The organism is Prochlorococcus sp. MIT2302, from assembly GCF_059772385.1.
Genome location: NZ_CM186285.1, coordinates 113313 through 127148 on the forward strand (window position 1 = coordinate 113313; position 13836 = coordinate 127148).

Annotated in this window: 14 protein-coding genes and 1 other RNA gene; 8 read left to right on the plus strand and 7 right to left on the minus strand. The window is 34.6% G+C overall.

The window, feature by feature from the left end; translation table 11 throughout:
* Positions 1-2: 2 nt before the first annotated feature.
* Positions 3-1181 carry a pyridoxal phosphate-dependent aminotransferase gene (locus AC6EI2_RS00555; RefSeq protein ID WP_498462500.1) on the minus strand — a complete coding sequence of 393 codons (1179 nt, stop codon included), beginning with the start codon at positions 1179-1181 and terminating at the stop codon, positions 3-5.
* Positions 1182-1281: 100 nt separating this feature from the next.
* Between AC6EI2_RS00555 and AC6EI2_RS00560 the strand changes: the two genes are divergently transcribed.
* Genes AC6EI2_RS00560 through AC6EI2_RS00575 form a run of 4 tightly spaced genes read left to right on the plus strand, consistent with a single transcriptional unit; the run spans position 1282 to position 4879 of the window.
* Positions 1282-1686 (plus strand): lactoylglutathione lyase, encoded by a 405-nt coding sequence (locus tag AC6EI2_RS00560; protein WP_498462501.1) that lies wholly within the window; start codon positions 1282-1284, stop codon positions 1684-1686.
* A gap of 56 nt (positions 1687-1742) precedes the next feature.
* Positions 1743-2249: a uracil-DNA glycosylase gene (locus AC6EI2_RS00565; protein WP_498463503.1), complete on the plus strand. Its 507-nt coding sequence runs from the start codon at positions 1743-1745 to the stop codon at positions 2247-2249.
* A 49-nt stretch (positions 2250-2298) separates the two neighbouring features.
* Positions 2299-3522 carry a (E)-4-hydroxy-3-methylbut-2-enyl-diphosphate synthase gene (gene ispG / locus AC6EI2_RS00570; protein WP_498462502.1) on the plus strand — a complete coding sequence of 408 codons (1224 nt, stop codon included), beginning with the start codon at positions 2299-2301 and terminating at the stop codon, positions 3520-3522.
* 52 nt (positions 3523-3574) lie between these two features.
* Positions 3575-4879, plus strand: a complete 1305-nt coding sequence (locus tag AC6EI2_RS00575) for a S41 family peptidase (RefSeq protein ID WP_498462503.1) — start codon at positions 3575-3577, stop codon at positions 4877-4879.
* Here AC6EI2_RS00575 and AC6EI2_RS00580 read toward each other — a convergent pair whose 3' ends face one another.
* A complete protein-coding gene (locus AC6EI2_RS00580) occupies positions 4880-5434 on the minus strand; it encodes a DUF1543 domain-containing protein (RefSeq protein ID WP_498462504.1) in 555 nt (184 codons plus the stop codon).
* Positions 5435-5442: 8 nt separating this feature from the next.
* Positions 5443-6414 (minus strand): quinolinate synthase NadA, encoded by a 972-nt coding sequence (gene nadA, locus AC6EI2_RS00585; RefSeq protein WP_498463504.1) that lies wholly within the window; start codon positions 6412-6414, stop codon positions 5443-5445.
* A gap of 62 nt (positions 6415-6476) precedes the next feature.
* Here nadA and AC6EI2_RS00590 point away from each other — a divergent pair, with 62 nt between their 5' ends.
* Positions 6477-7319, plus strand: a complete 843-nt coding sequence (locus AC6EI2_RS00590) for a TIGR04168 family protein (protein WP_498463505.1) — start codon at positions 6477-6479, stop codon at positions 7317-7319.
* Positions 7320-7351: 32 nt separating this feature from the next.
* Here the strand turns inward: AC6EI2_RS00590 and AC6EI2_RS00595 are convergent, their stop codons facing one another.
* Positions 7352-8104 carry a TPM domain-containing protein gene (locus AC6EI2_RS00595; RefSeq protein ID WP_498463506.1) on the minus strand — a complete coding sequence of 251 codons (753 nt, stop codon included), beginning with the start codon at positions 8102-8104 and terminating at the stop codon, positions 7352-7354.
* An 86-nt stretch (positions 8105-8190) separates the two neighbouring features.
* On the opposite strand from AC6EI2_RS00595, the gene AC6EI2_RS00600 reads away from it, so the two are divergent.
* Complete coding sequence (locus AC6EI2_RS00600; protein WP_498462505.1) at positions 8191-9393, plus strand: class I SAM-dependent methyltransferase; 1203 nt, start codon at positions 8191-8193, stop codon at positions 9391-9393.
* Here the strand turns inward: AC6EI2_RS00600 and aroB are convergent.
* Entirely contained in the window at positions 9386-10492 is a 1107-nt protein-coding gene (aroB, locus tag AC6EI2_RS00605; protein ID WP_498462506.1) for a 3-dehydroquinate synthase, read from the minus strand. The two genes, AC6EI2_RS00600 and aroB, sit on opposite strands and share 8 nt — an antisense overlap.
* A gap of 290 nt (positions 10493-10782) precedes the next feature.
* Here aroB and AC6EI2_RS00610 point away from each other — a divergent pair, with 290 nt between their 5' ends.
* Both AC6EI2_RS00610 and ssrS read left to right on the plus strand, forming a co-directional pair.
* A complete protein-coding gene (locus AC6EI2_RS00610) occupies positions 10783-11928 on the plus strand; it encodes a 5-(carboxyamino)imidazole ribonucleotide synthase (protein WP_498462507.1) in 1146 nt (381 codons plus the stop codon).
* Between the two features lie 21 nt (positions 11929-11949).
* Positions 11950-12131: non-coding RNA, 6S RNA (gene ssrS, locus AC6EI2_RS00615), on the plus strand.
* A gap of 375 nt (positions 12132-12506) precedes the next feature.
* Here ssrS and AC6EI2_RS00620 read toward each other — a convergent pair.
* Positions 12507-12857: a hypothetical protein gene (locus tag AC6EI2_RS00620; protein WP_498462508.1), complete on the minus strand. Its 351-nt coding sequence runs from the start codon at positions 12855-12857 to the stop codon at positions 12507-12509.
* A 315-nt stretch (positions 12858-13172) separates the two neighbouring features.
* On the minus strand, positions 13173-13385 hold the full coding sequence (locus tag AC6EI2_RS00625) for a hypothetical protein (protein WP_498462509.1): 213 nt from the start codon (positions 13383-13385) through the stop codon (positions 13173-13175).
* Positions 13386-13836: the final 451 nt, after the last annotated feature.

A 13836-nucleotide genomic window follows, 5' to 3' on the forward strand; every position in this document is an offset into this window, starting at 1 on the left:
AATTAAAAATCATTTAATAGTTTTTCTAACCTATCAACTCCATCGTCGATCATTTTAATTGAAGATGCATATGAGATTCTTATGCATTTGTCATCTCCGAAAGCAATCCCTGGAACTATCGCTAGGCCAACCTTCTCTAGAGCCAATTTACAGAAACTTATTGAATCTATTCTCTCTAGATTAATTTCTGGGAAAACATAGAAGGCTCCAGTGGGAGGGACAAAAGAAATATTTTTTATTTTTTTTAGTCTTTCTGTTATGAATAACCTCCTTTTGTTATAAATTTCTGCCATTTCATGAACGCAATCTTTTGAGCCCTTAAGTGCGGCAATAGCTCCTTTTTGAGCAAAACTACATACATTGCTTGTACTTTGACTTTGTAAAGCAATGGCTTTCTTTATTACCTCTGTATTTCCTGTTAGGTATCCAATCCTCCAGCCAGTCATTGCCCAAGCCTTGGCAAAACCGTTGACTGTGAAAATTCTATTTTTTAAGTCTGGTGCTATTTTTGCGAAACTGTGATGAACTTGATTTGGAGAAATAAGAAATTCATAAATTTCATCACTCATTAAAAAAATTCTTGGATGTCTTCTTAAAAACTCAGAAATAATATTTATTTCTTGCTCGGTTAAAACGCAGCCTGTTGGATTACTTGGAGAGTTAATAATTAATAACCTTGTTTTTTCAGTTACGTTTTCTTCTAGAGAATTGATATCTATTTTGAAATTATCTTTAGTTGAAGATTTAATTTTAATTGGCTTGGCACCAGCTAAAAGGGTTATCTCTGGATAACTAAGCCAATAAGGTGCAGGTATAAGGACTTCATCTCCAGGATTAAGTACTACTTGAAATAAATTGTATATTGCTTGCTTCCCTCCATTTGTTACCAAAACATTGTCTGTTTTTGTTGGAACTTTATTAATATCTGATTGCTTTTGGGCAATTGCTTCTCTTAATTCTGGATCTCCAGCAGCAGGTCCATATCGAGTTTTTCCATCTTTTAATGCTTTTAAAGTGGCATCGATAATAAATTCTGGGGTATCGAAATCAGGTTCTCCAGCGCTTAAACTGCAAATGTCTTTTCCTTCAGCTTTTAAAGCCTTAGCTTTTGCGCTGATCTCAAGAGTTAGAGAAGGTTTTATTGAGAGAGCTCTTTTAGATATCTGTGATTTTTCAGTCATCTTCGAAGCATAACTTCAAAATGTATTTCTTAGATTCACTTTTAAAGTGAATTGATGTAATTATAAATTTACTACTTAATCAGATACTTGCATGCTTTTGATGAACATAAACTTTGTAATCGCTTCTAAAAATCCAAAAGAATTGTCGGGATTTTATGCCAAGATCAACTCTGACAAGGTGAATAAAGGTTTAAATGAAACTCATTATTTTATTTCATTAAGTAATCGATCCAAAATACATTTTTATCTACCTAATGAAAATCACGAATGGCAAAGGAAAGGAAATTCAACTTCACTGTGTTTTCAACGCGAACCTTGCGAAGATCCTTCAAAAATCATAGAAAGCTGGACATCTGAGATCTTGAAAATAGGAGGTAGTGCTAAGGGAATAGCAAAATTGACAAACTTTGGTTCTGAGCAATGGATGCTTGATCCAGAAAAAAATCAATTCTTAATTTTGGTGCCATATCGTTCAAGTAGATCAGGTATGGAGGCTTTACTTTGAGCAATAACATCCCCCCTGAAAAGGATATTTCTGATGTTCTTAATTTAGGCATTCCGATTAACAAAATCGTTGTATCAAGAGGAACCCCCTTAGCTAAGTTGATGATTGTGGGAGAGGCTCCGGGCGCAAAGGAGGAGGAGTTAGGAGAGCCTTTTGTCGGAAGATCTGGAAAGTTACTAGATCAATTGCTTCAAAATGCGGGGATTGATATCAGCCAAGATGTTTATTTTTGCAACGTGGTCAAATGTAGACCGCCAAAAAATAGACGCCCAACAAAGGTTGAAATTCAAGAAAACCTTCCCTGGTTGTATCAACAAATCAAACTTATAAATCCAGAAATCATAGCTCTTGTTGGTTCTACAGCATTAGAAGCAATTTTAAAAAATAAGTCCCCAATAAGCATTCTCAGGGGTAAATGGATTAGTTGGGATGGAAGACTTGTTATGCCTATTTTTCATCCAGCTTATTTACTCAGAAATCAATCAAAAGATGATCGTTCTCCAATGACGTTAACTAAATCGGATTTTTTTAAAATCAAAGAAAAAATTGATACTTTTAAATAGCCCTCAGATATGTCATTCTTGTTTATTAAAGAGGCTCAATTGTTAACTCATGATTGCGACCCTGGAAAAAGATAAGAAAGAAAATAATGTTTCACAGCGTTATAGCACCAGAATTATTCGTAGAGATACTAGACCTGTAATGGTTGGAGATATTGGCATCGGAGGGGATAATCCAGTTCGTGTTCAGTCAATGATTAATGAAGATACGATGGATATTGAGGGTTCTACTGCTGCTATCAGAAGATTGCATGAAATAGGATGTGAGATTGTCAGATTAACCGTCCCCACTCTTGCAAGCGCAAAAGCTGTTGGAGAAATCAAGAAACTCTTAGCTAGTACTTATCAACCAGTTCCATTGGTAGCGGATGTTCACCATAATGGAATGAAAATAGCTTTAGAGGTTGCAAAGCATGTTGATAAAGTTCGTATTAATCCAGGATTATTTGTCTTTGAAAGACCTGATCCAAATAGAACTGAATTTACAGATGATGAAATAAAAGCAATTAAAAAGAAGATTATTCAAAAATTTGAACCAATTGTTAATACTTTAAAAGAGCAAAACAAGGCACTTAGAATAGGAGTTAATCATGGATCATTAGCAGAGAGAATGTTATTTGCGTATGGAGATACACCTTATGGGATGGTTGAATCAGCAATGGAATTTATAAGAATTTGTGATTCATTAGATTTTCACAACATTGTAGTTTCAATGAAGGCTTCGCGACCTCCAGTCATGCTCGCTGCTTATAGAATGATGGCCGACACTATGGATAAAGAGGGATTTAATTATCCTTTGCATTTGGGTGTAACTGAAGCTGGTGATGGAGATTATGGAAGAATAAAAAGTACAGCTGGAATAGGAACGTTATTATCTGAGGGGATTGGCGACACAATAAGAGTTTCCCTTACTGAGGCACCTGAGAAGGAAATACCGGTTGCTTATTCAATTTTGCAAGCGGTTGGACTTAGAAAAACTATGGTTGAATATATTAGTTGTCCTAGCTGCGGTAGAACATTGTTTAACTTAGAAGAAGTTGTAGCGAAAGTAAGAGCAGCTACTGTTCATTTGACAGGACTAGATATAGCAGTTATGGGTTGTATAGTTAATGGACCTGGAGAGATGGCAGATGCTGACTATGGTTATGTAGGTAAGGGGGTTGGAACCATTGCCCTTTATAGAAATAGAGATGAAATAAAGAGAGTACCTGAGGATGAAGGTGTTCAGGCCTTGGTTGATTTAATTAAAGAAGATGGTAAATGGGTAGACCCATAAAAATAGAAAATATATTTTAATTGTTTTATCATAGAAAAATTATTTAATAATTATGTTGAATAGATTTTTAAAAATATTTTTATTAATAGCTATTTTCCCTTCGCCATCTTTTCCCTTCCAGGCTAATTCTTCTACTTTGATTACTAATAATCCAAAGGAGATTATTGATCAGGTATGGCAAATTATATATCGCGACTTTTTGGACTATTCAGGAAAATATAATCCAGAAGATTGGATTAAATTAAGAAAGGAAATACTAACAACTAAATATTTTGATAATGAAGATGCATATATTGCCATAAAAGAAATGTTGAAGGGATTAGATGATCCTTATACAAGATTTTTAGATCCTAAAGAATTCAATGAAATGAGAATAGATACAACGGGTGAGTTGATGGGAGTAGGTATTCAAATTTCTCTAGATGAAGTTACTAATCAAATTGTTGTTGTATCGCCAATAGAGGGAACTCCAGCTTTTCAAGCAGGAATTAAACCAAAGGATATTATTGTATCTATCGACGGTAATCCTATCGAAGGTCTGAGTATAGATGGTACCGTTAAACTTATTCGAGGTAAAAAAGGAACCAAAGTTGAACTAGGTATTATTAGAGACGAAGAGTTATTAAATTTCTCATTAATAAGAGATAGAATTGAAATTAATGTGGTTGATAGTCGAATTAACAATACAGTTATAGGTGCAAAAATTGGTTATCTAAGGTTGAAACAATTTAATGCAAAATCTCCAAAAGAAATGAGTTTATCGATTAATAAATTAGAAAAACAACAACCTTTTGGTTATGTATTAGATCTTAGAAGTAACCCTGGTGGTTTACTTGAGGCAAGCATTGAAATAGCTAGACAATGGATAAACACAGGAATTATTGTTAGTACTAAAACAAAAGATGGCATTACTGATATTAGAAAAGCAAAAAGTAGAGCTCTAACTAAAAGACCAGTGGTAGTTTTAATCGATGAAGGATCTGCGAGTGCCAGCGAGATTCTTTCTGGAGCGATTAAAGATAACAAAAGAGGAGTATTGGTTGGGAAGAAGACTTTTGGTAAGGGACTAGTTCAGTCTGTCAGATCTCTATCTGATGGCTCTGGGCTAACAGTTACAGTCGCTAAATATTTAACACCAAGTGGTAAAGATATTAATAAAAATGGAATTGAACCTGATATTAGGGTAGATCTTTTGTTGAATGATAAAAATAAATTAACAAATTCAGATCTAGGAACTTTAAAAGATAGTCAATATGTTGCGGCTGAGGATATATTGCTTAAAAAGTATAAGTTTGAAGGTGATAAAAATTCTTATAAACCCTTAAAATCTAATTTAGAATTCGCCCTGAAAAAATAGCTAAAACTTATCAATTCTTTTGTATCCATACCAGTCTGGAAAAAGCTTTTCACTTCTTTTTTCTGGATCTGGGATTAAATTAATTACCCAATTCTTTATTTTTATAGGATGTAAATCGTCAATTTTTTCTAAATAATGTATACCTGAGTAATCATCATTATGTTTTAAATCTAAATTTGATACCCAAATTTTTTTGGCTTTTCTTTTTGCCTCAATAGCTTTTTTTGCGACAATTAAATTAAATTCATGTTCTTCATACATCTTTTTTGGATTGTATCCGCCTAAATTAACAAACCAAAGTGAAAAATCATCTATTCGTTGACGAATTAAATTACTTTTATTGGATTTAGATATGACTATTTCATATCCATCAACATATTTAACACACTTATAACTATCAATGTGAAGTCCACTTCTCTTCCCCACCCATTGTTTTCTAAGTTCAGGAAATGTATCCTCTATTGTTTCACCTAGAACCCACCTTACATCGTGTATTTCTATATTGCTTTTTAAGCATCTTCCTCCTAATACAACAATAAAAAAGGATAAATTCATAAGATAATTTAATTACTCATATCCAGCATCTTTTTCAGTGGCTTGAAGGCCATTGATCTGATTTGTTCGTCCATGTGTAATTCTGGTTTCATTTCTTTTAGACAATTTAATACTTTTTCTAATGTATTCATTCTCATGTATGGACATTCATTGCAACTACACCCATCTAGTCCAGGTACTTCTATGTAGGTCTTTAAAGGGTCTGTTAATCTCATTTGATGAATTATTCCTGGCTCAGTGAGAACGATAAATTTATCATTCTCGCTGTCTTTAGAGTAATTCAGTAATTTGCTTGTTGAACCTATGAAATCTGCCAAATCTAACAAGTTCTCTTGACATTCTGGGTGGGCAAGTACTTCTGCTGTTGGGTTCTTTATTTTTAACTTTAAAAGAGATTCTTCGTTAAAAGTTTCATGAACAAGACATCTTCCAGGCCATAAGGTTAACTTTCGGCCACTTTGACGTTCAACCCATCTACCAAGATTCCTGTCTGGGGAAAATAAAATTGGTAAATTTTTGGGTAATTGTTTTACAAGATCAACAGCGTTACTGCTTGTACAAATTAAATCGCTTTTTGCTTTTACAGCGGCGCTGCAATTTATGTAACTAATTGCAAAATGATTTGGATGTTTATCTAAGAATTTCTGAAAGTCATCTGGCTGGCAGTCGTCTGCAAGTGTGCACCCAGCATCAAAGTCAGGAAGAAGAACAGTTTTATTTGGACATAAGATTTTTGCTGTTTCAGCCATGAAATGAACGCCACAAAAAACAATTACATCAGCATTTGTCTCCGAGGCTTTTCTGGATAACTCAAGAGAATCTCCGATGAAATCGGCTATGTCTTGTATCTCAGGCTCTTGATAGTAATGAGCAAGAATTATTGCATTTCTTTTTTTACGCAAAGAATTGATCTCATCAATGAGATTATTGCTTTTATTTGAGACTGATTTATCAGTCTTGTAATAGGAAACAGTGGTAATTAGTTTCCAAATGAACGTGTTGGGGCAGTATAGAGGTTAATTTCCTAAATAATCTGTCAGATATCCGAATTGCTATCGCCGGGGATTTGCATGGGTCATGGAGTCAGGATGATCTGGATTTGCTTTTGGCGTTAAATCCTGATGGGGTTTTATTTGTTGGCGACTTGTCAGATGGTGATTTAAGAATTGTTCGGGCAATAAGTAAAATTTCTATTCCCACATCAGTAATACTTGGAAATCACGATAGAGGGAAAGACGGGTCTGGCGAAATTTTAAAAGCACAACTGGATTTGTTAGGTGATAAGAATTGTGCCTGGAAATTGTCTAAATGGAAATTAAATGAGTTGTCAGTCGTTGGAGCCAGACCTTGCAGTGGGGGTGGTGGTTTTTTCTTAACACAAGAAGTTAAGTCTGTGTTCGGGGAGGTAAGCCTTGATCAATCTGTCTTTAGGATCGTTTCTGCTGCTAAGTCTGCACCATTAGATTTCCCTTTATTAATACTTGCTCATTCAGGACCAGTTGGGCTTGGGTCAGAGTCATCAAGCCTTTGTGGCAGAGATTGGAAATTGCCATCAATGGATTGGGGCGATAAAGATCTCGGTATCGCAATAGATCAAATTCGTAAATTTAGGGTCCCAGAATTAGTCGTGTTCGGTCACACTCATCATCAATTAAGAATTGGGGGAAATCGTACAAGAAAAACTTTTACTCAAGATCTATGGGGTACATCATATTTAAATGCAGCTTGTGTTCCCAGAAGAGGTATTGATTCTGCAGGAGAAAATTTATGTCATTTCTCTTGGGTTGAGTTTTCCAACGGCAAGCTGATGCATGCATCCCATAGATGGTTCAGGAATGATGCATCATTGGCCTATAAAGAGATTTTGTTGAATCAAAACAATTAGTGTTGATTTAATTAAATTGTGGCTAACGATTTTCATTTAATTTGCTCATTTAAATCAGGATCTTTAAATTTTTTTTCTGCAATCAAATATGCACCAACAGCAGAACCTATAAATCCCAGAATATTTCTTATTAAAGGCAAAACATCATTAGTTCTTGTTACTACAGGAGCAATGCCAAAAATTCCAAATAGCATTATCCAAAGAGGTGAGAGGAGCAATAGCCAGCCTAATGAAAATGATTCATCACTTTTTCTTGGAGAAGCAGCGAAACCTGCAATGATTCCACCTAATAGAGAGGTTAACAATGTCCATTGCCATTGTTCCTGAGGTAAGCCAGGTACCACTTCGCAACCACCACGATCTAAACAGGTTTCTACTGCTTTAATTGAAGCTAATATTGCCCCATCCTCACCGTTATCTCTTACATAAAATTGGTTTCCAAATCTTGTTTGTAGTTCTACCCAAAAAATTCTGGGCATTAGAGCAAAATATGCATCGCCAACATTAAAACTAAGCAAATTCCCTCCTCTAGGGTCGGCAATTATGAGTAAGCTTGTCTCATCAAGATCCCAATAGTCTTTGACAGCCAAGCCAGGAGTTTGTTCATATTGCGACAAAACTCTTATTTTCCATCCAGTTTCTTGTTCATAAGTATTAAGTGAGTTTTCTAAATCTAATCTTTGTTTCTTACTGAGAGCCTTTGCAAGATCGATTATTGGTGTTTGTTCTTTTGGTAAGAGTTCAGGATTATCGTAAGCAAATGTGCCTTCTCCCATTGAAAACATTATCACTAGTCCCAGGCAGAAAATTATGACTTTCTTAAATGATTTTTTTAGCATGTGCTTAATTCTCTTTAAACATATTCTCCATCATGATTGACCCGACTGCGAGATGCCCAAAGTGGTTGATCGAACGGATTGTTGATTGTGGTGGCTCAATAAGTTTCCACAAATATATGGATTTAGTTTTAAATGATCCTGAAAATGGATTTTATTCAACTGGGAGATTGAATATTGGAAGGGATGGAGATTTTTGCACCTCACCATCATTGGGTAATGATTTTGCACGTTTATTGGCTATTCAAATTGTTGATTGGTTTTTAGATTTAGAAAAATCAGAAACCAAAGTCGAATTACTTTCTCTTGTTGAGATTGGACCAGGAGAAGGAACTTTATCAAGAGATTTAATAGTCGCTATTGCTGAAATTTCACCTGCTTTAATCAGTAGAATTGAGCTTGTTTTAATTGAATTAAATTTAGGTATGAAAGAACGACAAGAAAAAGTAGTTAATAACTTAGAGGGAATTAATCTTCGCTGGAGCAACATAGAAGATCTTATCTTAAGGCCAGTGACAGGTGTAGTTATTGCAAATGAGGTTTTAGATGCTTTACCAGTAGAGAGATTAGTCTTTACCGAAAATAATGTATTTAGACAAGGAGTTTCTTTGAGAAAAGTAAATGATGAATATTTTTTGGAGTTTGTTGACCTCAGACCGACTTCAGAAATTATGAAATTTTTGCAGAATTCGAAAAGTCTTTTAAATATTGAGTTCCCACCAAAGGGTATTTGTGACAGATGGATTACTGAATGGCATTGTGATTTGCCGAATTTGTTTGAAAGATTGTCTAAGATATTAATCAATGGCTCTTTACTAGTTGTCGATTATGCGATGGAATCGAGGCGATATTACAGCGCAATTAGAAAGGACGGTACTCTTATTTCTTACAGGAATCAAAAAGCAAATTCAGATATTTTGAAAGACCCTGGTTTAAGTGATTTAACAGCTCATTTATGTATTGAATCAACTATTAATTATGCCATGACCAACGGATGGAAGTTTATGGGTGAGACTAGGCAGGGACAGGCCCTATTGGCATTAGGACTTTCAAAATTTCTTTTTTCTCTTCAAAATATGAGTAGTCAAGATTTATCGGCCGCTTTAAATCGAAGGGAGTCATTGTTGAGGCTCGTTGATCCAACGGGACTGGGGGAATTTAGGTGGTTAGCTTTCCAAAAGGAGAATAGTTATAATCTGACTTTAAGTAATCGTTTTCTTGTAGAGCCAATTAACTAAGGTTTTGCAAGCATTCATGTATTTCTTGATTAGAGATATCATTAAATAAACTTACTTCACCAATTTTTAAGGGCATAACGAAACTCACTTTGCCGTTTTTGACTTTCTTATCTCCTTGAAGTGAACTTAGAACACTTTCTAGTTCAAGCCCAGGCCACTTTGTTGGTAAACCTACTTTCTCTATTAATCTTTTTTGCCTGTTTGCGTCAATCTTTTCCCATAGTCCCCTTTGAAGAGCTAGTTGACCCACTGCAACCATTCCCATTGCTACAGCCTCACCATGAAGCCATTTCCCATAACCACATAGATTTTCTATTACGTGGCCAAATGTATGTCCATAATTTAAGAATGCTCTAACTCCACTTTCCTTTTCATCTTTTACAACAATTTCTGCCTTGGATTTTGCAGAACGCTTAATTATCTCTATTAGCAGCCTCTCATTTATTCTTGAAAGATCAGATATATTGTCTTCCTTCTCTAGAAGTTCGAATAGTTCTAGGTCTGATATGATTCCGTACTTTATTATTTCGGCCATACCTGCTTTGAATTCTCTGGCTGGGAGAGTAAATAATGTCTTGGGGTCTATCAACACCAATTTAGGTTGATGAAAAGCACCTATAAGATTTTTACCCTTTGAATGATTTATGCCTGTTTTACCGCCAATTGATGCATCAACCATGGCAAGTAAAGTTGTAGGGATTTGGACTACATGTATTCCACGCAACCAAGTAGCAGCTGCAAATCCAGTCATGTCTCCAATTACACCACCTCCAAGCGCAATCATTAATGATCCTCTCTCTAACCTGGCTTCATAAGCTGTATCGTGGATTAAATCTATAGAAAGTTGATTTTTTTGCTCTTCGCCTGCTTTTAATATTAAAAGTCTTGGTTTGAATTTATTTTTAATTAGACTTTTAATTATGCAATCACTGTAATGATCTGAGACTTCCTGATTAGAAACGACTAATATTTTTAGCCCATCATTAAAACCAATTTTACGCAGCTCATCTCCTATGCATTCAAGACTATTTTTTCCTATAACTATCTCGTATGGGTTGCTAGTTAAAGTGACTTTTATATGGAGGTTGTCTTTATTCACAATTGTAAGGATGTAAGATTCTTTTTTGATGACTTATTTAGGCTAAACCACCAAAAGATGGAAGTAACTTTATAGTTGATGAACATAATTCATAAATCAATGATATATGTTCGTATGCGTTAAGTATTTATTTCGGGATCATAATAATCACACAGTGGAATATTCTTTAGGTTGTGAATAAAGGATGTTTTTATTAAAATCAAAAATCGTACTTATTTGTTTTTGATAGTACGAAATTTTTGATGTTTGTCTACAAATGCACAAAGCTTTAAAAATGAGGTCTTGAACTAATGATTGGGGTTGTGGGTGGAGGACAATTGGCAATGCTTCTTGTTGAGGCTGGAAAAAGAAGAGATGTTGATGTCGTTGTTCAGACGGCAGCTAAAACTGATCCTGCTGCCAAAAAGACAAATCAAGTAGTTCTTCTTAATCCTACTAATGCAGAGGGTACAAAACTTCTTGCGGAAAAGACTCGCTTGATTACTTTTGAAAATGAGTGGATTGATATACCAAGTTTACTTTCTCTTCAAAATAATGGAGTTTCTTTTGTCCCCAGACTTCAATCAATAAAACCTTTAATAAATAAAATAACTCAAAGAGAGTTGTTAAACAGTCTTGATATTCCCTGTCCTGATTGGTTTCCTATACCTTTAGAAAAATCATCGAAACTGGAAATCCCTTCCGATTGGGAATTTCCAGTGATGGCAAAAGCTGCCAAAGGCGGATATGACGGGAAAGGAACTAAAATTATTAAAAATTTAAAACAACTTCAAGAATTTTTTCTGGTTCATAAGGAGGAGCAATGGATGCTAGAAAAATGGGTCTCTTTCGATAAAGAATTATCAATTGTTTCTAGTAGGGATTCAAAAGGAATTGTTCGGAGTTTGCCAATCGTAGAGACATACCAATCTAAACAAGTATGTGACTGGGTCCTAGCTCCAGCAGATATAAATCATGACGTTGATCTTATGGTGAAAAATATCGTATCTTCCTTGTTGGCTGAGTTGGATTATGTTGGAGTTCTTGCTATTGAATTTTTCTATGGATCTGAAGGATTACTTGTAAATGAAATAGCACCGAGGACTCATAACTCAGGTCATTTTTCGATAGATGCTTGTTCTAGCAGCCAGTTTGATCAGCAAATATGTGTCACTTCTGGTATTGATGTGCCTACGCCTGAAATGCTTGTTAATGGCGCCTTAATGGCAAACTTGCTTGGTTTGCAAGCTGACTATCCAATGACATTAGCTCAGAGGTTGAATAATTTAAGGGCTATTCCTGGTGTTTATCTTCATTGGTATGAAAAAGAAGAAGAAAAAAAAGGAAGGAAGCTTGGACACGTTACTTATCTCTTGAATCATAAAGATGCCTTGTCTAGAAAAAAAGAAGCATTAGATGTTTTAAAAACCATAAGATCAATATGGCCTTCTTCTTGATGAGATTTGGTTTAGATTGTTCCAGTACTGCTTTGTTGGTAAAAGCCTTCTAAAGTGCTCTGATCTGACTCTCTTTCGATTTGGGGACGCTGTCGTGAAAGCGACGTATACCAGCTAGTTCTGGAAACGAAGCCTCACTTTGATTCCCCCTCTGGTTCTTCCAGGTCGATGCTTCTTGGGCTTTACGGCAAAGCGGTACTAACCCTTAATCAACTGTTATCACAGCGATAATGGTAACTTAACGTTATCGGTATACCTGGGTGCACTACCAAACTGCAGGTCTATTTGCATTACCAAGTATTTACTTTCAGTAACAGAATTGATCAACAGACAGATTGAAGCGATCCAATACATAAAAGATTGATCAATAAAGGCATAAGTCATTCTTTAGTCTGAGCCCCTTTTCTCCTTCATCGATTTAGCTCTATATGATGTTTGCTCCTTATGTTTTTTTTTAATTAAAATTAGGTTTTATTTCCCCTGCCCTAGTCCAAATGTTATTAGTAAAAAATTAATCAAATGTACAAAAATATTTTTTATTTTTTATCTTGCGTTTGGGACAATATGAACAATTGATATCAAGAGGCCAATCCTTTAGCTTGGCGAACCTTTCTAAGTAACTCATGATCTTCTCGTGCCCTTTTATCAAGAATGGCAATGTCCCTTCTGGCTTTTTGATCAACTTTTTGTATATCCTCTCTTGCTCTTTGATCGAGAAGTGCAACGTCTTTTCTTGCCCTTTGATCTATGTTTTCCAGATCGGCTCTGGCTCGTTGATCAGCATTCTCTAAATCAATTTTTGCTCTTTCTACCATGCTCGTCATTGAGTCGACCATCATTGTTAAAGCTGCGGGAACCTGCTTCTCGGCTGATGAAAATGGTGATTTTTCATTCATACCAATACCAGTGTTTCCTTGATTCGAAGCCATAGATTTAATCAAAATAGCCTCCCATTAATCAGAAGCCTTATTTTTATCATCCCATTATCTCTTTTTATTAGCCCAAAAAACCAAAATCTTCAGAAGAAAAACGAGATGTAATAGAAGCTTGATCAGTCTGCTTTAAAACTTATTTCTCATCTTTTGAGCTCTTTTCGACTTTTCATGAGATTTAAGCCTTATAACCTTTTAAAAAGAGATCAAAAATTTAAAAGTTAATTATGTAGTTTTAGGTTCTCAATATTAATCTATTTTGTTTAAACAGGGCTAAACTTTATGGCTTAATATATTTCAATTGATAGTATTTTATTTTGGGTAAAGCCTAGCTATCCTTTGTCTTTGATTTTCTATTTCTAGTTTTTCCCTTTCCTTATCCTTGTATGAATCTTCATCTTCATTAAGCCTAAAGAAGACAAAATAAAACAAAAAACCTGTAAAGATTAATCCTATGAATAAGATCCAAAAACCAATAAATCCTGTAGGAGATAAATAGTTAATATTAAAAGAATTAATGCTCATTTCTATTACGCAAAAATCAGTTATTTTATTCTATCTACAAAAATATAAAAAACAGGAATATCATTGATTTTTAAAATCTAAATTTATTGCACTGTATTTAAATGGTTTGTTAACCCTAATGAGGATTTCTACGCATTAACACATTTTAAAACTTTACTAGAATTTATTATTATTAATATTTTAAAATGGAAGATACCCATAACTATGCTATGAATCTCGTAGTACCATTGATGGGAATTGCGCCACTGCTAATGCTTTTTGTACTTAGAGGCGATAAAAAAACTAAGGTTAAAAAAAATTGGACAAGATCTACCAACTAAAATTAAACGATAAGATTAAATTTTTTTATTAGACTGATTTAAATTGTATATATTATATTTTTCGACTCTTAATTTATTTTTTTCTACCCTTGTAAAGGTTTATAAGAAGTCCATAAAGCTTAGAGGTAAAA

What these genes read in the sequence shown, in the direction of transcription:
- AC6EI2_RS00600 (WP_498462505.1), top strand. Translation starts at nt 8,191, where the DNA reads ATGATTGACCCGACTGCGAGATGCCCAAAGTGGTTGATCGAACGGATT.
- ispG (WP_498462502.1), top strand. Translation starts at nt 2,299, where the DNA reads ATGATTGCGACCCTGGAAAAAGATAAGAAAGAAAATAATGTTTCACAG.
- AC6EI2_RS00620 (WP_498462508.1), bottom strand. Translation starts at nt 12,857, where the DNA reads ATGGCTTCGAATCAAGGAAACACTGGTATTGGTATGAATGAAAAATCA.
- AC6EI2_RS00555 (WP_498462500.1), bottom strand. Translation starts at nt 1,181, where the DNA reads ATGACTGAAAAATCACAGATATCTAAAAGAGCTCTCTCAATAAAACCT.
- AC6EI2_RS00580 (WP_498462504.1), bottom strand. Translation starts at nt 5,434, where the DNA reads ATGAATTTATCCTTTTTTATTGTTGTATTAGGAGGAAGATGCTTAAAA.
- AC6EI2_RS00610 (WP_498462507.1), top strand. Translation starts at nt 10,783, where the DNA reads ATGATTGGGGTTGTGGGTGGAGGACAATTGGCAATGCTTCTTGTTGAG.
- AC6EI2_RS00560 (WP_498462501.1), top strand. Translation starts at nt 1,282, where the DNA reads ATGAACATAAACTTTGTAATCGCTTCTAAAAATCCAAAAGAATTGTCG.
- AC6EI2_RS00595 (WP_498463506.1), bottom strand. Translation starts at nt 8,104, where the DNA reads ATGTTTTCAATGGGAGAAGGCACATTTGCTTACGATAATCCTGAACTC.
- AC6EI2_RS00575 (WP_498462503.1), top strand. Translation starts at nt 3,575, where the DNA reads ATGTTGAATAGATTTTTAAAAATATTTTTATTAATAGCTATTTTCCCT.
- AC6EI2_RS00625 (WP_498462509.1), bottom strand. Translation starts at nt 13,385, where the DNA reads ATGAGCATTAATTCTTTTAATATTAACTATTTATCTCCTACAGGATTT.